Consider the following 20,021-nt stretch of genomic DNA (forward strand, 5'->3'; position numbering starts at 1 on the left):
TAACTTTAATTTATCTTCGTAAAAAATAAATTTTATGAGTGTACTTTGGGTAATCCTTGGTTTTATTTTGTTAGTTGTTGGTGGAGAGTATTTAGTACGTTCTTCAGTAGCGCTTTCGTTTAAATTCAACATTTCTAAAATGGTTATAGGCATGACGGTAGTGTCATTTGCAACGTCTGCGCCAGAGTTGTTAGTTAGTTTAAATGCGGCATTAACAGGTTCGCCAGCAATAGCAATTAATAATGTAGTGGGGTCAAATATTGCTAATATAGGTTTGGTTTTGGGTATTACAGCAATGGTAGGGGCTATATCTGTAGATAAATCATTCTATAAACTCAACTGGCCCGTTATGATGATTTTTTCTATGGTACTTTATTTCTTTTTAAAGAATGACAGCATACTATCAAACATAGAAGGGGCTATCTTATTTGCAGGTCTTGTATTGTTCTTGTTTATTTTAATTAAAACCGCCAAAAAAGACATAGTAGTAGAGGAGGTAGATGAAACTTTATCTATAGTGTCTAATTTTAAAATTATACTTTGGTTAATTATTGGTGCTGTAGCACTTTATTTTGGAAGTGAGTGGTTGGTTAACGGTGCTACTCAAATAGCAGAAACCGTAGGTGTTAGTAAAGGTGTTATTGGGCTTTCTTTAATTGCAATAGGTACCAGTGTGCCAGAGTTGGCGGCATCTGTAATTGCAGCTGCTAAACAAGAAAAAGCTATATCATTGGGTAACTTAATAGGCTCTAATATATTTAATATAGCATCGGTGTTAGGGTTAACGTCTATGATTAAACCAATTCCTGTAACAGAACCTAGTATACTTACTAACGATATTTTTTGGATGTTAGGTTTCTCTGCGGTGCTTATACCTTTAATACTTTTACCTCAAAGGCTTCAAATTAGCAGACTTAAAGGTATGTTTTTAGTAGCGGGTTATGGGGTGTTAATGTTCTTAATTTTTACAAGAAACTAGAATTATTGTTTAGTTCTATTTTAAAATACAGTTTACCTTTTAATGTTGTAAGTACTTAGGCAGAACCAAAAAGTATACAAGATTCGAAAAATTGTGTAAAACCTAAGCAGGACTCCCATACTACCTTTGTATCATAATTTAAAAACTTAAAATATTAGGTTATGAGTACAACTAAATTTGGAAAAAAAGGGTGGACACCCAACAGAATAAAAAACTTAAACGGTAAAACATTTGTTATAACGGGTACTACAAGCGGTACTGGTTTTGAAGCCGCAAAAATTTTGTTAGCAAAGGGCGCTAAAGTGGTGATGCTTAATCGTAATCCAAAAAAATCTAAAGCCACTATAGCAACATTAAAACAAGAACTTGGTAATACAATTGATGTTATAAATATCAGTATGGATTTAGCATCGCAAGCATCAGTAAAAGAAGCCGCCGAAGAAGTGCTTAAAACTGTACCACAAATAGATGCTTTAATGCTAAATGCTGCCATTGCACAAGTGCCTAAACAAACCTTTACAGTTGATGGTGTAGAAAGCCAAATGGGTGTAAACCATTATAGTAATTTTTTATTACAAGCATTACTTTTTCCTAGAATTGAAGCCTCAAACGGGCGCATTGTAACTGTTGGGAGTATGGGTTATAACTTAGGAATAAAAACCATTCAGTTCGACGATTTAAACTGGGATAAAAACTACAATCCAAACGGTGTATATAGCCAAAGTAAATTAACGCAAATAATGACGGCTTACGAACTACAAGATAAATTAAAACAAGCAGGAAAAACCAATGTAAAAACGTATGCTTGTCACCCAGGAGCTTCGAGCACATCGTTAATTAAAACCAGCGGTAGTTTATTAACTCGTTTTATTTGGCAAATTATGAAGTTAACACCTATGGTACAATCAGCAGAAAAAGGTGCGTATCCAGAATTAATGTGTGCTACAGAACCTGATTTAGATCAAGCAGGGTTTTACGGGCCAACAGGAAAAAATTACTGGACAGGACCAGTTGGTGAGTGCAAATTAGAACCACACGCCAAAGACAAAGCTGTAATGCAAAAACTTTGGAGTGTTTCTGAGGATGCTGTGGGAATAAAATGGAATATATAAACCAGTAAAATATTTAAAAATGAAATACCTAAGCATAATTGTAATAATTCTAACTTCATTTATGGGTTTCTCTCAAGATAGAAATTGGACAATAGAAACATCTAACGATGGAAAAAGCACTGTAAAATATGAATTAATTAAAGAAAAAAATGGTACTCATTTTTATTATATAGCACAAACCACCGTTTATGTATCTTTAGAAAAATTGGATGCTTATTTTTCTGATTCATCTAATCATAGAAAATTTTTAGAAAGAACACCTGAGAGTACAGAAATAAAAAAACTCTCCAATAACGAATGGCTAACATATTATTACTTTGATGCGCCTTGGCCCATGAGAGATAGTGATGTTGTAGCAAGAATAAATAGAATAAAAACAGATAATAAATTAATTTTCAATGCTGAGGCTATATCAAATAGCCACAAACAAGGAGATGTTGATAGGGTAACCGATTATAAATTTATTTATGAATTTGAAAAAATAAACGATACATCCACTAAAATTACAATAAACGCAGATTACGTTCCGATAGGCTCTGTTCCAAATTTTTTAATAAAAGCTTGGTTTCCAGAAGGACCTGCAAAAATTGTTCGTAATTTAGGTACGATGAAATAAACATTTAATAAACCATGGATATTTTAAAAATAGCTACCGATTGGGCTAAAGCCGAAGTGTTCTCAACCCGATTTTTTATAATTTTCGCCATTTTATTTCTAATTGCAAGTGTTGGTTTTTGGCAATTAGGAAAAACCGAAATAGCTAAAGCTTACATGATACCAACCTTAGTTACTGGTGCCTTACTTTTAATTATTGGTCTTGGGTTATTTTACACCAACAAATCTAGAATAAAACAATTTGAAGAAGCCTATAATAACAACGCTATTACTTTTGTTGAAGCAGAGCTTGAGCGTGCAGAAAGTACATTAAAAGAATATAAAAACGTAGTGTTTACTGCCATACCAATAATTATAGCAACATGTGCCTTGTTAATTATATTTTTAAACACACCTATTTGGCGCGCGAGTATGATTACAACAATTGCAATGCTTGTAGTTATTTTATTAATTGATGGCACCGCACATGGTAGAATTGATGCCTACAACAAGCAATTATTAGTGGCTATAAAAGAATTGAAAAATTAATATGCAACATTTTAAAACACTTTCCGATTATTTAAACTATCTGGAATTACCACAACCAGAACACCCAATGTTTAGCGTATTTACGGCATCGGGAGATGGGTTTTTACCTTGCCCAAAAGAAAGTTCGCCACCCATTACAAACGATTGCTATTCCATTAGTTTAAAAAAAATTATAAAAGGCGATTTAAATTATGGCCGAACCAAATACGATTTTACCAACGGTGCTTTAATTTTTATTGCACCAAGGCAAGTTATGCAATGGGACGACAGTGTGGTTTACAACCAAAAAGGGTTTTCAATAAATTTCCATGAAGATTTTTTAAAAGGCACCGAATTAGCCCATCAAATTAAAAAATATGGTTTTTTTTCATATGCTGCAAACGAGGCGCTTCACTTATCACCAAAGGAAGAAAAACAAATAGAATCTATTGTAGAAAATATTGATATTGAATACCAAAACAATCAAGACGAATTTAGTAAAGACATTATTATTTCTCAGTTAAGCACGCTTTTAAAATATGCCAATCGTTTTTACGAAAGGCAGTTTTTAAACCGCAAAGAACTATCAAACGACTTATTAGAACAGTTTAATAAGCAATTATCTATTTATTTTGATTCGGGTGAAATTCAAGAAAACGGTATTCCAAGTATAGAACAAATTGCGCACAAACTATCGGTTTCACAGCGTTATTTAAGCGATACATTAAAAAAAGAAACTGGTAAAACTACTACAGAACATTTACAATTGTACCTTATTGATGAAGCTAAAAACATGTTACTAAACCCTACTAAAACCATATCTGAGGTGGCTTATGAGTTAGGTTTTGAATATCCTCATTATTTCTCAAGACTATTTAAAAAGAAAGAGGGTGTTAGTCCTACAGAATACCGAGAAAAATATAATATGAATTAAATTAAAAAAGCGCTTACATTAAAATATAAGCGCTTTTTTTATGAACAAAATCTATAACTAAATTAAATTTTAGCAGATTTAACAGTTTTAATAATTCTTCCTGCAATTTTGTATGGGTCACCATTAGCTGCTGGTCTTCTATCTTCTAACCAACCTTTCCAACCGCTTTCTACAGTTGCAACAGGGATACGGATTGACGCACCTCTATCAGAAATACCATAAGAGAATTCATCAATAGATTGTGTTTCGTGCTCACCAGTTAAACGTTGGTCATTAAACTCACCGTAAACAGCAATGTGCTCTTTTACAACAGGACGGAAAGCTTCACAAATAGCTTCATAAGTTGCTTTATCTCCACAAGTTCTTAATGTAGAGTTAGAGAAGTTTGCGTGCATACCAGAACCATTCCAATCCATATCTTTACCTAGTGGTTTTGGGTGGTATTCAATATAATAACCATATTTTTCAGTTAATCTATCTAGTAAATATCTAGCAATCCAAATTTCATCACCAGCTTTTTTAGCACCTTTAGCAAATAATTGGAATTCCCACTGTCCGCAAGCAACCTCTTGGTTAATACCTTCAAAGTTTAAACCTGCTTCAATACATAAATCTGCATGTTCTTCAACTAAATCTCTACCGTGTGTATTTTTACCTCCAACAGAACAGTAATACATTCCTTGTGGAGCAGGGTATCCACCAACAGGGAAACCTAAAGGTAATTGAGTGTGAGTGTCCATTATGAAATACTCTTGCTCAAAACCAAACCAGAAATCATTATCATCATCATCAATAGTAGCTCTACCATTAGATTCATGAGGTGTTCCATCAGCATTTAATACTTCAGTCATTACTAAGTAACCGTTTTTACGTTCTGGATCAGGGTAAATAGCTACAGGTTTTAAGATACAATCTGAAGATCCACCTTCGGCTTGTCTTGTTGAAGACCCGTCAAAAGACCAATTACCAATTTCTTCTAATGTTCCTTTAAAGTTCTCATGCTCCTCTACTTTGGTCTTACTTCTCATATTCTGAGTAGGCTTATAACCATCTAACCAAATGTACTCTAATTTAATTTTTGCCATAATGAATATTATATTAATGTAATCTAAATGTTATTAGCACAAATATATATTTTTATATAAATACTTCATGTTTTTAAGGGGTGTTTTAGTATTTTGCTGTGTTATTTTTATTTATCCCCCATTTTTTTAGGGTATCTATTAAAAAAAGTATAGTTTTTTATATAAATACTGAAAAATTGTTAACACCTTATTTTGTAGTTTAACCACTATAATTAATTTTGTAATCTAAAATAAATTAAACTAATAAGTCAATGCCTACATTACGTTTTCACGCAATAAAAGAATCTCTTATACACAAGCCTATTGATGTTATTGAAACAGAAAAACGCTCTGATATTTTTGGTAAAAATGTGTTTAATGTAAATACTATGCGTCAGTATTTAACTAAAGATGCTTTAGACGGTGTTATGAATGCTATTCAGCACGGTACAAAAATTAAACGCAATATAGCAGACCAAGTAGCGGCTTCAATGAAAGATTGGGCATTATCTAAAGGGGTTACGCATTACACGCATTGGTTTCAGCCATTAACAGGAGCTACTGCAGAAAAGCACGATGCTTTTTTTGAAACAATTAGCGAAGGTGTTGCTATTGAAAAATTTGATGGTGGTCAATTAGTACAGCAAGAACCAGATGCATCAAGTTTTCCAAGTGGAGGTATTAGAAATACGTTTGAAGCTAGAGGGTACACTGCATGGGATCCTACATCTCCTGCGTTTATATATGGTACAACACTTTGTATTCCAACTATTTTTGTAGCGTATACAGGAGAGGCATTAGATTATAAAACACCGCTTTTAAGAGCTTTACATGCTGTTGATGCAGCAGCAACTGATGTATGCAGATATTTCGATAAAAACGTAAAAAAAGTATCATCATCATTAGGGTGGGAACAAGAATACTTCTTAATAGATAAACTATTGGCTGCTAGTAGACCAGATATTACTTTAACGGGTAGAACATTATTGGGACATTCTTCGGCAAAGGGGCAACAGTTAGATGATCATTATTTTGGGGCTATACCCAATAGAGCCTTAAACTTTATGCGCGATTTAGAAAACGAATGTATGCTGTTAGGTATTCCTGTTAAAACAAGGCATAACGAGGTGGCACCAAACCAATTTGAATTAGCACCTATTTTTGAAGAAGCTAATTTAGCGGTAGATCATAATGCACTTTTAATGGACGTTATGGGGCGTGTGGCATCACGTCATAATTTTAAAGTACTATTTCATGAAAAGCCATTTGCAGGAATGAATGGCTCAGGAAAACATAACAATTGGTCTTTATCTACAGATACAGGAGTTAATTTGTTGGCACCAGGAAAAACCCCTATGAGTAATCTTCAATTTTTAACATTTTTTGTTAATACCATAAAAGCAGTATATACTTATGAAGAGCTGTTAAGAGCTTCAATCGCATCTGCAGGGAATGATCATAGGTTAGGAGCTAATGAGGCGCCACCAGCTATTATTTCTGTATTTATTGGAGAACAATTAACTAAAGTTTTAAATGAATTAGAAGGAGTTACAAAAGGAAAACTATCACCAGAAGAAAAAACAGAGTTAAAACTTAATGTGGTTGGTAAAATACCAGATGTGTTATTAGATAATACCGATAGAAACCGTACCTCGCCATTTGCTTTTACAGGTAATAAATTTGAATTTAGAGCAGTGGGGTCTACCACAAATTGTAGTAATCCTATGACGGTTTTAAATACCATTGTAGCTAAACAATTAATAGAGTTTAAAAAAGAAGTAGATAAGCTAATTGATGGTAAGGGTTTAAAAAAAGACGAAGCCGTTTTTAATGTGTTAAGAGAATATATAAAATCGTGCAAGCCTATTTTATTTGAAGGAAATGGTTATGGTGAAGCTTGGGAAAAGGAAGCAAAAAAACGCGGGCTAAGTAATAATAAAACAACACCTGAAGCCTTAAAAATAAAAGTAGCTAAAGAATCAATCGATTTGTTTGAGGAAATGAACGTGTTAAGTGAAATAGAAACCAAAGCGCGTTACGAAATTGAAGTTGAGGCTTACATTATGCACATACAGATAGAAGCAAGAGTGTTAGGTGATATAGCAAGAAACCATATAGTGCCAACGGCGGTTAAGTATCAAAATATTTTGATTGAAAATGTAAAAGGGTTAAAAGAAATTTTTGATACCGATTTTGAAAAAATATCTAAAGAACAAATCATTTTAATAAGAGAAATTTCAAGTCATATAGAAGCTATAAACACCAAAGTAACCGTCTTAATAAATGAGCGTAAAAAAGCCAATAAGTTAGATGATATTGAAAAGAAAGCTGCTGCTTATTGTAATCTAGTTAAGCCTTTATTTGAAGATATACGTTACCATTGTGATAAACTAGAATTGCTAGTAGATGACGAAATTTGGCCATTAACCAAATACAGAGAAATGTTATTTACAAGGTAGTTTTTCTTATGGTGTTGCACCAACATATGTTGGTGACGGTTTTTATGTTGTAACTTTTGTTTTAAACTAAACTAATGCGCCATTAGCACCAATTACTTGCCCTGAAATCCATTTAGAATCATCACTGGCTAAAAACAATACAATTTTGGCAATGTCAATTGGTTGAGCTAATCTTCCAAAAGCGTTCATAGAACTCATTTTATCGATTGTTTCTTGAGATTTTCCATTCAAAAACAATTCGGTAGCCGTTGCGCCTGGAGCAATTGAATTTACCGAAATTCCTCTTCCTATTTCTTTCGAAAAAACTCTTGTCATTTGTTCTACTGCTGCTTTAGAAGCCGAATAAAGCGAGTAGGTTGGGAACATCAATTTAGAAGTACTAGACGAAAAATTAATTATATTTCCATTATCTGCTAACTTGCTATCAGCCTCTTGAAGCGTGTTAAAAATGCCTCTTACGTTTACATCAAAAAGTTTGGTGAATTCTTCTTGGGTATTGTCTTTTAAAAATTTATTAAACATAATACCTGCATTGTTAACCAATACGTTAACCTTTCCAAATTTTTCAATTGTTTTGTCAAATAATAGAGCTACTTCATTTCTTTTACTAACATCCGCTTTTATAGCCAATGCGGTTCCACCATTTTGTGTAATGATTTCTACTGTTTGGTTAGCTTCGGTTTCGCTATTAGAGTGGTTTACAACTACTGTTGCGCCATTTTTGGCTAATAAAATGGCAACCTCTTTACCAATTCCTTTCGAAGAGCCTGTTACAATAATTACTTTATTTTGTAGTTTCATTTTGTTTTATTTTTTGAGTGTCATTTGTAAAATAGAGTAGTAAAAATAAAAAACCTATATAGGTAGCTTGTAATCCTACAAGATTCCATTTTTGGGCAAATGAACTTCCAATTATCAATATATTCATAAGAATAAAAGTAGTTATTATGGTTTCTCGTGTGAACTTATTCAACAGTAAAAAGATACCAATGGTAAGTTCTGCAAAAGGAATGATGTAGGCTAATGGTGTTACCAAAACCTCGGGTAATAAAGTGTCTTTAAATGTGTTTTGCATTCCTGTCACAAATTTTTCCAAATTCGGCATTCTAACTAAGCCGTGGAAAAAGAAGTTTATACCAAAGGATAGACGGAATAAATGAATTGCAAGCGTTTTGTTATTTAAATTAGTTAACATTATTTGGTTATTTTAGTGCAATTAATTTTTTTGCTGTTAATGCTAGGTCGCTTTCATTTATTTCTGGTTTTGGAGCAAGTGGATATAATTGAGCTCCAGGTCTGCTAATAAAAGCACCTCTCCAACCTGCCCAAATTGCCCCTGCTATATCCCAACCATGTGCTGCAACTAATAAGCATTCTGATGGTTTAACATTCATTTTTCTTGCCGCCCAATCGTAGGCATCTGTATGTGGTTTAAATTTTCCTATATCTTCAATGCTTAATCTTTCTTCAAAATATTCAATTAATCCTGCATTTTCAAATTGTGTTTGCACACCTTTGTTTGATGAGTTGGTGAACGAAACTAATTTATATCCAGCATCTTTTAAAGCTTGTAGTGAAGCTTTTACTTCTGGGTGAGCAGGTAACGAACGAATTGGTTTTAAAATAGCTTCTTGCGCTTCTTTTTCTGTTATTTTAATTCCGTTATTTGCCGCTACCATTTGAAGAGCAGCAGAGCCAATAACTCCAAAATCATTGTATTGCCTTCCTACAGTAGAAACTAAGGAGTATTGAAGCATGGTAGTAAACCAAAGTGGTAATAAATCGGTTCTGCCACCCAATACATTGCCTACACTTGTTTTCATTGCGGTTAAGTCTAGAAGCGTTTCGTTTACATCAAAAAATAAGACTTTAGGTCTTGTTGTTAATAGTTTTTCTTCTTTTGTGCTAGTTGCTCCAAATCCTATAGTTGGCAATGCAGTTCCAGTAACTCCAAGTATTGCTGTTTTTTTTATAAAGTTTCTTCGGTTATTTTTCATGTTTATAGTATTTTAAAAACATTCTAAATGGTATGTTTTTGTTAAAAAAAATTATGATTTTAATTGATTAATATATAAAGACAAACCCAAAATATATTGATCGATTATAATATCTTCCCCATATATTTTTCTGATTCCTCTAATTCCTTCAAAAGCGCTTATTAAGTAAATAGCTACAGATTCACTAGGGATTTCATTTTTAATATTACCTTGTTTTTTCCCTTTTTCTATTAATGCAACTAAGGCAGATTTCCATTTTTCAATAATACTTTTTAAAGCTAACTGGTAACTTGTTTCGTAATTTCCAATTTCATTAATGAAGTTATTCAGTGGGCAACCATTTTGTTTGTCATGTAAAGGAAATGACTTTATTCTGTTTAAAAACGTGTCTTCTAAAATTTCAATTGCATTTCCAGTTTTTTGAAGCGGAGCTATCATACCATCATATACACGTTTTTGTATTTTTAGTTTAATAACTTCTATTCCAAGTTGTTCTTTGTTTTTGTAATGATGATAAAATGCGCCTTTTGTCATTTTTGTGGCCTTCATTACATCATTAATACTCGTAGATTTAAAGCCATTTTCGTAAAACAGCTTAAATGCTTCATGTATAATGTGCTGTTTTGTTATTTCAGATTTTAATTCTTGTTGCATGTTGCAAATATAATAAAAAAATACCAATTAGTATGTTTTTAAATCTATTTTTAATAAACAAAGGGTAGTAGACTATAATTCTGTAAGTGGTAAGAAATTGTGATTTGTTAGAAATAATATTTTTGAAAGTTAAGGTTTAAGCTAACGGGTAACTTTAAGAACATCCGTTGCTGAAAGAATGTGGCAGAAAGGTTTTATAATATCAAGTAATTAGCTGGTTGAAAAAACTGTTAGTAAAACAAGTTTAAAACCTATATAATTTTACTTTAAACAATTACCTTTGCACCACATTATATTATTATGAGTCAAGAAGTTTCTAAGCGCTACGCACAGCGTGGGGTTTCGGCATCAAAAGAAGATGTTCACAACGCTATAAAAAATATTGATAAAGGTTTGTTTCCAAACGCCTTTTGTAAAATAGTACCAGATTACCTAACTAATGATGATGATTATTGTTTAATCATGCATGCCGATGGGGCAGGGACAAAGTCCTCTTTAGCCTATATGTATTGGAAAGAAACTGGAGATGTTTCGGTTTGGAAAGGCATTGCCCAAGATGCACTTATAATGAATATTGATGATTTGTTATGTGTTGGTGCTACAGATAATATTATGCTGTCATCTACCATTGGTAGAAACAAAAACTTAATACCTGGAGAGGTTATTTCGGCCATAATAAATGGAACCGAAGAGCTGTTAGAAGATTTAAAATCGTTTGGAGTAACCATTCATTCCACCGGTGGTGAAACTGCAGATGTAGGTGATTTAGTAAGAACTATTATTGTAGATTCTACGGTAACTGCAAGAATGAAACGTAGTGATGTTATTGATAATGAAAATATAAAACCTGGCGATGTTATAGTTGGTTTGGCTTCTTTTGGGCAAGCAACTTATGAAAAGGAATACAATGGAGGTATGGGAAGTAACGGGTTAACTTCTGCGCGTCATGATGTATTTAATAAATACCTAGCTGAAAAATTTCCTGAAAGTTTTGATGCTTCAGTGCCAAAAGATTTAGTGTATTCTGGTAATGTGAAATTAACTGATGCTGTTGAAGATTCGCCTATAGATGCCGGTAAATTAGTATTATCTCCAACAAGAACCTATGCACCAATAATAAAGAAAATACTCTCAAAATATGAAAGCAATACTATCCACGGAATGGTACATTGCTCGGGTGGAGCGCAAACAAAAATTCTTCATTTTATAGATGAGAATCATATAGTGAAAGATAATTTATTTCCAATACCACCGCTTTTTAAATTAATTCAAGAGCAATCAAAAACCGATTGGAAAGAAATGTATCAAGTGTTTAATTGTGGGCATAGAATGGAGTTGTATGTAGCTCCAGAAATTGCAAATGATGTTATTGATATATCAAAATCTTTTAATGTTGATGCTCAGGTAATTGGTAGGGTAGAAACATCAAAAGAAAAGAAGCTTACAATAAAAAGTGAGTTTGGAGAGTTTAGCTATTAGAATTTTTCCATTTACGGTTAAAATGGAATGATTGTTGATAAGAAAAATTATTTAATTAACCTAACAAATAACCATGCGTTACATTCTATTTGCTCTAGTGTGCTTCTCGTTTCTATTTTCTCATGCGCAACCAGATTCTCTTTATTTAAAAGTGAATAAAGAAAAGTCTAATAAACAAAAGTCTAACAATAATAATGACATACCTAATCCCCAATGGGTTAAAAAAAACGAAGCTTCTATAGATTTAAGTGAGGTAGCTTTTGTAAACTGGAGTTCAGGTGGTTCTAATTCAATTTCAGGGCTTCTAGGTTTTAAATCATCTAGAAATTATACCGATAAATATTTTTCATGGCGTAATGATTTGAAAATGAGTTATGGTGTTAATAAACAAGAGTCAAGAGAATTAAGAAAAACAACAGATTTACTTGAAATAAATTCAAATTTAGGATATAAACCAGATAGTCTGTCAAATTGGTATTATTCTGCAAAACTTAATTTTAGTACGCAATTTACAAATGGTTATTCGTATCCAGATACAGATAATCCTATTTCAAGATTAATGGCTCCTGGTTATTTGTTCTTTGGTGGCGGAATGGAATACGGGAAAGATATAGAAAAAATATCGGTTTATTTCTCTCCTTTAACTTTAAAAGCAACTTTTGTTTTAGATCAAGATTTAGCAGATGCAGGTTCATTTGGTGTAGATCCCGCGATTTTAGATGATGATGGAAATGTAGTTGTGCCGGGTAAGAAGGTTAGAAGAGAGTTAGGTATTTTGGTGACCAATAGCTATGAAATGGAAGTGGCTGAAAACATAAATGTGCAGCATAAAGTAAGTCTTTATACAGATTATATCAACAATTTTGGTAATGTAGATTTAGATTGGAGTCTAGATTTTGATTTTAAAGTAAATAACTATGTACGTGCTAAATTTGGGTCACAAATTAAGTATGATGACGATGTTAAAACTACCAAAGAAACTGATGCTGATGGCGATGGCGAGTATGATGAAGCTGGAGCTAAAGTTCAATGGAAACAGTTTTTAGGTGTTGGTTTTGCTGTAGATTTTTAAAAATTTTTCATTTTATTTTTTTAAAAAATTTGTTAACTTTTTTATGTTGATAAATTTTTAAATAACTGAAAATAAGTTATTTAGGCTGTTTTTCTTGTTAACTTCATGATTTATATCATGTTTTAAATTGTAAAGATTGAGTATATTCGTAATACGAATTTGTTAATCTATATTTGAACTAAATCTTTACTAATCAATGAAACAAAACCTCACCAAAACGCTACCAAAAACCTATACACAAGACCAAGCCTTTAACGCCTCTCTAGAATATTTTAAAAATGATGATTTAGCTGCGCGCGTTTGGCTTAATAAATATGCCTTAAAAGATTCTGAAGGTAATATTTATGAACTTACTCCTAACGATATGCACCGTCGTATTGCAAAAGAGATTGCACGTGTTGAAAAAAAATATAAAAACTCTTTAAATGAAGATGAGATTTTTGATTTAATTAAAGACTTTAAATACATTGTCCCTCAAGGAAGTCCTATGGCGGGTATTGGTAACCCGTATCAAATAGCATCTTTGTCAAATTGTTTTGTTATTGGTAACTCTGGAGAATCTGACTCTTATGGGGGTATCATGAAAATAGATCAAGAACAAGTACAACTTATGAAACGCCGTGGAGGTGTTGGTCATGATTTATCGCACATTCGTCCAAAAGGGTCGGGAGTAAAAAATTCAGCATTAACATCTACTGGTATTGTACCATTTATGGAGCGCTATTCAAACTCAACTAGAGAAGTTGCTCAAGATGGTCGCCGAGGAGCTTTAATGCTTTCAGTATCTATTAATCATCCAGATTCTGAAGATTTTATCAATGCAAAATTAGAGCAAGGAAAAGTAACAGGCGCAAATGTATCTGTTAGAATTGATGATGAGTTTATGAAAGCTGTTAAAAACGAAACAGAGTATACTCAAAAATATCCTATTTTCAGTTCAAATCCTAAGGTTTCAAAAACTATTCAAGCAAAAGATTTATGGTCTAAAATTGTTCATAATGCATGGAAATCAGCAGAACCAGGAATTTTATTTTGGGATACCATTATCAATGAATCGGTACCAGATTGTTATGCCGATTTAGGATATAAAACTGTATCTACAAATCCTTGTGGTGAAATTCCGTTATGTCCTTATGATTCTTGTAGACTGTTAGCAATAAACCTGTTTTCTTACGTTGAAAATCCATTCACAGATAAAGCGTCTTTCAATTTCGATTTATTTAAAAAGCATATAGCTTATGCACAAAGAATAATGGATGATATTATTGATTTAGAACTTGAAAAAATTGATGCTATTCTAGAAAAAATTGATTCAGACCCAGAACTAGATGAGGTTAAATCTGTAGAGCGTAATCTGTGGATAAATATAAAAAGAAAAGCAGAAGAAGGAAGAAGAACCGGTATTGGTATTACGGCAGAGGGCGATATGTTGGCGGCTTTAGGAATACAATATGGTAGTGAAGAAGGAAATGCGTTTTCTATAAAAGTACATAAAACTATTGCTGTTGAAGCCTACAGAGCATCGGTACATTTAGCTAAAGAGCGTGGTGCTTTTAGTATTTTTGATGCAGACCGAGAAAAAGATAATCCGTTTATAAATAGATTAAAAGAAGCAGATAGTAAGTTGTACTATGAAATGTTAGAGTATGGTAGACGCAATATTGCGCTTTTAACCATTGCTCCAACAGGTACTACTAGTTTAATGACTCAAACTACTTCTGGTATTGAGCCCGTATTTTTACCAGTTTATAAGCGCAGAAGAAAGGTAAATCCTAATGATAAAGATGTGCGAGTAGATTTTGTTGATGAGGTAGGAGATTCTTGGGAAGAATATGTGGTTTTCCATCATCGTTTTAAACAATGGATGGAAGTAAATGGTATTGATACCAATAAAAATTTTACTCAAGAAGAATTAGATGAATTGGTAAAAAAATCACCTTATTACGGAGCAACATCTAATGATGTAGATTGGTTAAGTAAAGTAAGTATGCAAGGGGCTATTCAAAAATGGGTAGACCATTCTATAAGTGTAACCATTAATTTACCAAGTGATGTTTCTGAAGATTTAGTTGGAGAACTTTACTTAAAAGCATGGGATGCAGGTTGTAAAGGTGTTACAGTTTATAGAGATGGATCACGTTCTGGAGTGTTAATTTCTAATGAAGAAAAGAAGGAAGAAGACAATACCTTAACTACGTTTCCAATTAAACGTCCGCAAGTGTTAAATGCAGACGTAGTACGTTTTCAAAATAACAAAGAAAAATGGATTGCCTTTATAGGATTAATTGAAGATAAACCGTATGAAATTTTTACAGGATTGGTTGATGATGAAGACGGTATTTTAATTCCGCGTTGGGTAAATGATGGTCTTATTATTAAAAATAAAAGTGAAGATGGTACAACCCGCTATGATTTTCAATATAAAGATAAACGAGGTTATAAGATAACTATCGAAGGTTTATCGCATAAATTTAATCCAGAATTCTGGAATTATGCTAAGCTCATTTCAAGTACTTTACGCCACGGTATGCCTATTGAAAAAATTGTTGATTTAATTAACAGTTTACAATTAGATACAGAATCTATAAACACATGGAAAAATGGTGTAGGTAGAGCTTTAAAACGTTATGTAGCAGATGGCACTAAAGCAAAAGGGCAAACATGTTCTAATTGTAATTCAACCAACTTAATTTATCAAGAGGGTTGTTTAACTTGTCAAGACTGTGGTTCCTCAAAATGTGGATAAAAAATAAAACGCCTAATATGAAAAGGGAAGTGTTACACTTCCCTTTTTTTATGTTAAAGTACCAGAATTAAGATACTTGTAATCTTCTAGTTCTGTTAAATTATTTATCAGTTTTGTGCATCCATTTTTAATAAGGTAAAGCTTGTTGCAAACGTCAATGACATCAGAATACCTATGGTCAGTCAAAATGATACACTTTTGGTTTTTTTCCAGTTTAATTAAGTTTTTAATTTTTTCAACATGTAATGGAGCTACACCGTTAAATGGTTCATCTAGTAAAACAATGTGTCCTGATGTTTTTAGTATTAAGTATATTTCAATAATTCTTTGTTCACCTCCAGAAAGTAGCCCAAATTTTGTGTTTTTATATATTGAAAGCGTTTCAAAATGTTTTGTAAACACTTCCCAATTAACCTTGTAAAGTTTAAAAGCTGTTTTTAATTTAATATATTTAGATATAAAATTATACTGTGGTAAATATGAAACCAATTTGGTTTTATATAAAGGTTCTAAAATAGGTTTAGAATTAATTCTAACAAGTTTATATTTTGGTTTTAAATTGCCAAAAATTATATTGAGTAGGCAACTTTTTCCACAACCGTTACTCCCTAAAATACCAGTAATTTCACCAGTTTCAATTTTTAAATAAATACCATTTAATATTAGTTTCTTTTTAAAATAAAGTTCAATATTATCAATTTCTAAAATCATATAAACTCTCTAAGAATTAAAAGAAAAGGAATGCTTAGAAACAAGTCTATAAGATACAGTATTGAAAATAGTTTAAAGGTAGAAATACCCAAGTTTTTGTAAAAAGTGAGTTTGCGTTTTGCAGTTGTTTCATTAGTTATATACCACAAAAAAAACACTAAAAAAACTTTAACTATAAGAATAATTACAGGCTCAATTTTAAAAAATAAAAGCATAGTATTTATTCCTAAAGACCATAAAACTAGTGGTCTGTAAAAAATTAATATAGATAATAATTGCTGCATGGTAATCACAGAAACGTAAAATAGTTTAAAATATTCTGCAATATTAAGAATAGGCTTAATGAGAATAACCTAAAATTCATAAATTATCGTATTTTTGGAGACCAATTAAAAGAGGCAGATGTTAGAGAAATTACAAATAGTAAAACAGCGTTTTGATGAAGTGAGTGATTTAATCATTCAACCCGATATTATATCAGATCAGAAACGGTATGTTGAGCTAAACAGAGAATACAAAGATTTAAGAATTTTAATGGATAAGCGTGAAGCTTACATTGAATTAACTAATAATTTGGCTGAAGCCGAAGAAATTATTGCAGATGGTAGTGATGCAGAAATGGTAGAAATGGCCAAAATGCAATATGACGAAGCCAAAGAAGGTATTCCTAAACTAGAAGAAGAAATAAGAGTACTCTTAATACCAAAAGATCCTGAAGATGCTAAAAATGCGGTGGTAGAATTGCGTGCTGGAACCGGAGGTGATGAAGCTAGTATTTTTGCAGGTGATTTGTATAGAATGTATACGAAATATTGCGAAAGCAAAGGTTGGAAAGTAAGTACGGTAGATTTTAGCGAAGGTACCAATGGTGGTTTTAAAGAAATTCAATTTGAAGTTACAGGAGAAGATGTTTACGGTACTTTAAAATTTGAGGCCGGTGTACACCGCGTACAGCGTGTGCCGCAAACCGAAACACAAGGACGTGTACATACTAGTGCAGCTACCGTGATGGTATTTCCTGAGGCCGAGGAATTTGATGTAGAAATAGATCCAAAAGATGTTAGAATAGATTATTTCTGTTCTTCTGGTCCGGGAGGGCAATCTGTAAATACAACTTATTCTGCAGTGCGTTTAACACATGAACCAACCGGGTTAGTAGCACAATGTCAAGATCAAAAATCGCAACATAAAAACAAAGAAAAAGCCTTTAAGGTACTACGCTCGCGTTTATATGATTTAGAGTTAGCCAAAAAACAAGAAGAAGATGCAGCTAAACGTGGTAGCATGGTAAGTTCTGGTGATAGAAGTGCTAAAATTAGAACCTATAACTACCCACAAGGGCGCGTAACAGATCATAGAATTGGTTTAACCCTGTATGATTTGCAAAATATTGTAAACGGAGATATTCAAAAAATAATTGATGAACTTATGTTAGCTGAAAATACTGAAAAACTTAAAGCTAACGACGAAACAATTTAACTAAACAGGTGACAACAAGCCAACTCGTTTCAGAAATTAAAAAAAAGCAATCCTTTTTATGCATAGGGTTAGATGTAGATTTAGATAAAATTCCGCAACATCTTTTAAAAGAAGAAGATCCTATTTTCGCTTTCAATAAAGTCATTATTGACGCAACACATCACTTATGTGTGGCCTATAAACCAAATACAGCGTTTTATGAGGCTTATGGTCTAAAAGGCTGGAGAGCTTTAGAAAAAACCATCAATTATTTAAATGATAAGCATCCAGAAATATTTACTATTGCAGATGCTAAGCGTGGTGATATTGGTAACACAAGTACCATGTATGCCAAAGCTTTTTTTGAAGATTTAGCTTTTGATTCTGTTACTGTAGCACCTTATATGGGTAAAGATTCTGTAGAACCCTTTTTAGCTTTTAAAAATAAGCACACTATTCTATTAGCGTTAACATCAAATCAAGGGGCATTTGATTTTCAAACAAAGACTGTTGATGATAAAGAGTTATACAAACAAGTTTTAGAGATCTCTAAAACATGGAATAATTCTGAAAACTTAATGTATGTTGTTGGAGCTACCAAAGCCGAATATTTAGCTGATATTAGAAAAATAATACCCAATAGTTTTTTATTAGTACCAGGTGTGGGTGCTCAAGGCGGAAACTTACAAGATGTTTGTAAATATGGTATGAGTGATAATGTAGGTCTGCTTATAAATTCATCAAGAGGTATTATTTACGCTTCAAATAATAACAATTTTGCTCAAGCCGCTGCCCTTAAAGCCGAAGAACTTCAACAGCAAATGAAAGTTGAATTGATGCATCATCATTTCTAGAATGACGACGTGAGAATCTGTTTTTTTAATAAATAGATTATTACTAGAAAACTTTAAATTTTCTTCGTTATGACAAATTTAAAAGATCAAATTAATAGAGTCATTTCGTTTGAAAAAATACCAAAACGAATTGTTTCATTAGTACCAAGTCAAACAGAATTGTTATGTGATTTGGGTTTAGAACCTTCAATAGTTGGGGTTACAAAATTTTGTATGCATCCTAATTATATAAAGACTAAAGTAACAGTAGTAGGAGGTACAAAGGAAATAAACCTTGAAAAAATAAAAGCTTTAAAACCAGATATCATTCTGTGTAATAAAGAAGAAAACACCAAAGAAATTGTTGAGGCTTGTGAATCTATTTGCATAGTACATGTTTCTGATATTTATACACTTGATGATAGTTTGCAACTCATAAAACAATATGGGTGTTTATTTAATGTTGAAGAAAAAGCATTGCATATTTGTAATGAAATAGAATGGCAATGTAAAGATTTTAAACGTTTTATTCAGAATAAAAAACAACTTAAAGTAGCATATTTTATTTGGAAGAACCCTTGGATGGTAGCAGCTAATAATACATTTATAAATTATTTGCTAACGCTTAATAGTTTTGATAACTATTACAAAAGCCAAAATAGATACCCAGAAATAAATTTAGAGGTTAAACCAGAAATAGGTTTAGTAATGCTCTCTAGTGAGCCTTATCCGTTTAAAGAAAAGCATAAAAAAGACTTAGAAGCATTTTACCCCAACGCAAAAATAGTTCTGGTTGATGGCGAAATGTTTTCTTGGTACGGTTCTAGATTAACAAAAGCATTTGCTTATTTTAAAGCGCTTCGTTTAAATCTTTGTTGAATTCTACCTTGCTAATATCATCAACAAAATTAGCAATAGTTCTTTCTATTTCTTTTAGACTAATAACCTTGTTTAAATTAGGTTTAATCTTGCCAACTCTACAAAAATGGGTGTTCATAACATTTCTTTTTTATACTATAAAGTACGAGAAAAGATGTGATTTGGATGTAAGAAAAAAGTTAAAAAATTGCTAACGTTTAAGAAACTAATTGAACAGAATCTCTAGATAAATAATTTAGCTTATTTATTTTATGTAGTAGTTTGATAGCTCTATACTCAGAAATATCACTTAAAGCAGAATCTGTCTGCCTAAAGTTATAGGCTTGCTCTATAAGTTCTTTATAACGTTTGTTTAAAACGCTTTTTTGATGTTTTATGAGTAAGAGTTTTTCCATAAAAATCGTAATGTCAAGAACTTAAATATACGTTTTTTATTTTGTTATTCAAATTTTTTTCTGTTCAGTTTGTGTGTTAGTAATTGTTTTTATTATAAATGAAAAAGCCGAATAGTTTAAGTATTCG

General features: G+C 32.1%; 20 protein-coding genes. 12 read left to right on the forward strand and 8 right to left on the reverse strand.

Features of this window, described 5'->3' with window-relative positions:
• Window positions 1–34 precede the first annotated feature (34 nt).
• From J1D01_RS12915 to J1D01_RS12935, 5 genes are all read left to right on the forward strand, one after another.
• Window positions 35–979 carry a calcium/sodium antiporter gene (locus J1D01_RS12915; protein ID WP_421151099.1) on the forward strand — a complete coding sequence of 315 codons (945 nt, stop codon included), beginning with the start codon at window positions 35–37 and terminating at the stop codon, window positions 977–979.
• A gap of 161 nt (window positions 980–1,140) precedes the next feature.
• Entirely contained in the window at window positions 1,141–2,091 is a 951-nt protein-coding gene (locus J1D01_RS12920) for an SDR family oxidoreductase (protein ID WP_421151100.1), read from the forward strand.
• A gap of 19 nt (window positions 2,092–2,110) precedes the next feature.
• On the forward strand, window positions 2,111–2,707 hold the full coding sequence (locus tag J1D01_RS12925) for a hypothetical protein (RefSeq protein ID WP_372937211.1): 597 nt from the start codon (window positions 2,111–2,113) through the stop codon (window positions 2,705–2,707).
• Window positions 2,708–2,721: 14 nt separating this feature from the next.
• Complete coding sequence (locus J1D01_RS12930) at window positions 2,722–3,234, forward strand: hypothetical protein (RefSeq protein ID WP_421151101.1); 513 nt, start codon at window positions 2,722–2,724, stop codon at window positions 3,232–3,234.
• 1 nt (window position 3,235) lies between these two features.
• On the forward strand, window positions 3,236–4,147 hold the full coding sequence (locus J1D01_RS12935) for a helix-turn-helix domain-containing protein (RefSeq protein ID WP_372937213.1): 912 nt from the start codon (window positions 3,236–3,238) through the stop codon (window positions 4,145–4,147).
• 62 nt (window positions 4,148–4,209) lie between these two features.
• Here J1D01_RS12935 and J1D01_RS12940 read toward each other — a convergent pair whose 3' ends face one another.
• The gene (locus J1D01_RS12940; protein WP_421151102.1) at window positions 4,210–5,232 is read right to left on the reverse strand and encodes a glutamine synthetase beta-grasp domain-containing protein; all 1,023 of its coding nucleotides are present in this window, start codon (window positions 5,230–5,232) and stop codon (window positions 4,210–4,212) included.
• A 251-nt stretch (window positions 5,233–5,483) separates the two neighbouring features.
• On the opposite strand from J1D01_RS12940, the gene J1D01_RS12945 reads away from it, so the two are divergent.
• A complete protein-coding gene (locus tag J1D01_RS12945) occupies window positions 5,484–7,670 on the forward strand; it encodes a glutamine synthetase III (protein WP_372937120.1) in 2,187 nt (728 codons plus the stop codon).
• A gap of 66 nt (window positions 7,671–7,736) precedes the next feature.
• Here J1D01_RS12945 and J1D01_RS12950 read toward each other — a convergent pair whose 3' ends face one another.
• From J1D01_RS12950 to J1D01_RS12965, 4 genes are read right to left on the reverse strand one after another with little or no spacing between them, the layout of a single operon-like run.
• Complete coding sequence (locus J1D01_RS12950) at window positions 7,737–8,471, reverse strand: SDR family oxidoreductase (RefSeq protein ID WP_372937119.1); 735 nt, start codon at window positions 8,469–8,471, stop codon at window positions 7,737–7,739.
• Window positions 8,455–8,865, reverse strand: a complete 411-nt coding sequence (locus J1D01_RS12955; RefSeq protein ID WP_421151103.1) for a MauE/DoxX family redox-associated membrane protein — start codon at window positions 8,863–8,865, stop codon at window positions 8,455–8,457. The genes J1D01_RS12950 and J1D01_RS12955 overlap by 17 nt, the downstream gene beginning before the upstream one ends.
• A gap of 7 nt (window positions 8,866–8,872) precedes the next feature.
• The gene (locus tag J1D01_RS12960; RefSeq protein ID WP_372937117.1) at window positions 8,873–9,667 is read right to left on the reverse strand and encodes a haloacid dehalogenase type II; all 795 of its coding nucleotides are present in this window, start codon (window positions 9,665–9,667) and stop codon (window positions 8,873–8,875) included.
• A gap of 51 nt (window positions 9,668–9,718) precedes the next feature.
• Window positions 9,719–10,321 carry a TetR/AcrR family transcriptional regulator gene (locus J1D01_RS12965; RefSeq protein ID WP_372937116.1) on the reverse strand — a complete coding sequence of 201 codons (603 nt, stop codon included), beginning with the start codon at window positions 10,319–10,321 and terminating at the stop codon, window positions 9,719–9,721.
• Between the two features lie 300 nt (window positions 10,322–10,621).
• Here J1D01_RS12965 and J1D01_RS12970 point away from each other — a divergent pair, with 300 nt between their 5' ends.
• From J1D01_RS12970 to J1D01_RS12980, 3 genes are all read left to right on the forward strand, one after another.
• A complete protein-coding gene (locus J1D01_RS12970; RefSeq protein ID WP_421151104.1) occupies window positions 10,622–11,800 on the forward strand; it encodes an AIR synthase related protein in 1,179 nt (392 codons plus the stop codon).
• A 151-nt stretch (window positions 11,801–11,951) separates the two neighbouring features.
• Window positions 11,952–12,872, forward strand: a complete 921-nt coding sequence (locus tag J1D01_RS12975) for a DUF3078 domain-containing protein (RefSeq protein WP_421151105.1) — start codon at window positions 11,952–11,954, stop codon at window positions 12,870–12,872.
• A gap of 196 nt (window positions 12,873–13,068) precedes the next feature.
• Entirely contained in the window at window positions 13,069–15,618 is a 2,550-nt protein-coding gene (locus J1D01_RS12980; protein ID WP_372937113.1) for an adenosylcobalamin-dependent ribonucleoside-diphosphate reductase, read from the forward strand.
• A 48-nt stretch (window positions 15,619–15,666) separates the two neighbouring features.
• Here the strand turns inward: J1D01_RS12980 and J1D01_RS12985 are convergent, their stop codons facing one another.
• Window positions 15,667–16,329 carry an ATP-binding cassette domain-containing protein gene (locus J1D01_RS12985; RefSeq protein ID WP_421151106.1) on the reverse strand — a complete coding sequence of 221 codons (663 nt, stop codon included), beginning with the start codon at window positions 16,327–16,329 and terminating at the stop codon, window positions 15,667–15,669.
• A 402-nt stretch (window positions 16,330–16,731) separates the two neighbouring features.
• Here J1D01_RS12985 and prfA point away from each other — a divergent pair, with 402 nt between their 5' ends.
• The 3 genes from prfA (at window position 16,732) to J1D01_RS13000 (ending at window position 19,499) form a co-directional block, all read left to right on the forward strand.
• Window positions 16,732–17,808 (forward strand): peptide chain release factor 1, encoded by a 1,077-nt coding sequence (gene prfA, locus J1D01_RS12990; RefSeq protein WP_372937111.1) that lies wholly within the window; start codon window positions 16,732–16,734, stop codon window positions 17,806–17,808.
• A gap of 8 nt (window positions 17,809–17,816) precedes the next feature.
• On the forward strand, window positions 17,817–18,641 hold the full coding sequence (gene pyrF, locus J1D01_RS12995; protein ID WP_421151107.1) for an orotidine-5'-phosphate decarboxylase: 825 nt from the start codon (window positions 17,817–17,819) through the stop codon (window positions 18,639–18,641).
• 69 nt (window positions 18,642–18,710) lie between these two features.
• Window positions 18,711–19,499, forward strand: coding sequence for an ABC transporter substrate-binding protein (locus J1D01_RS13000; RefSeq protein ID WP_421151108.1), 789 nt, complete (start codon window positions 18,711–18,713; stop codon window positions 19,497–19,499).
• Here J1D01_RS13000 and J1D01_RS13005 read toward each other — a convergent pair.
• Both J1D01_RS13005 and J1D01_RS13010 read right to left on the reverse strand, forming a co-directional pair.
• Window positions 19,471–19,617 (reverse strand): hypothetical protein, encoded by a 147-nt coding sequence (locus tag J1D01_RS13005; protein WP_421151109.1) that lies wholly within the window; start codon window positions 19,615–19,617, stop codon window positions 19,471–19,473. The two genes, J1D01_RS13000 and J1D01_RS13005, sit on opposite strands and share 29 nt — an antisense overlap.
• 79 nt (window positions 19,618–19,696) lie before the next feature.
• Window positions 19,697–19,894, reverse strand: coding sequence for a Lacal_2735 family protein (locus tag J1D01_RS13010; protein ID WP_372937719.1), 198 nt, complete (start codon window positions 19,892–19,894; stop codon window positions 19,697–19,699).
• Window positions 19,895–20,021 lie beyond the last annotated feature (127 nt).

Origin of the sequence: Seonamhaeicola sp. NFXS20, from assembly GCF_049132085.1 — a bacterium.
GTDB lineage: Bacteria > Bacteroidota > Bacteroidia > Flavobacteriales > Flavobacteriaceae > Seonamhaeicola.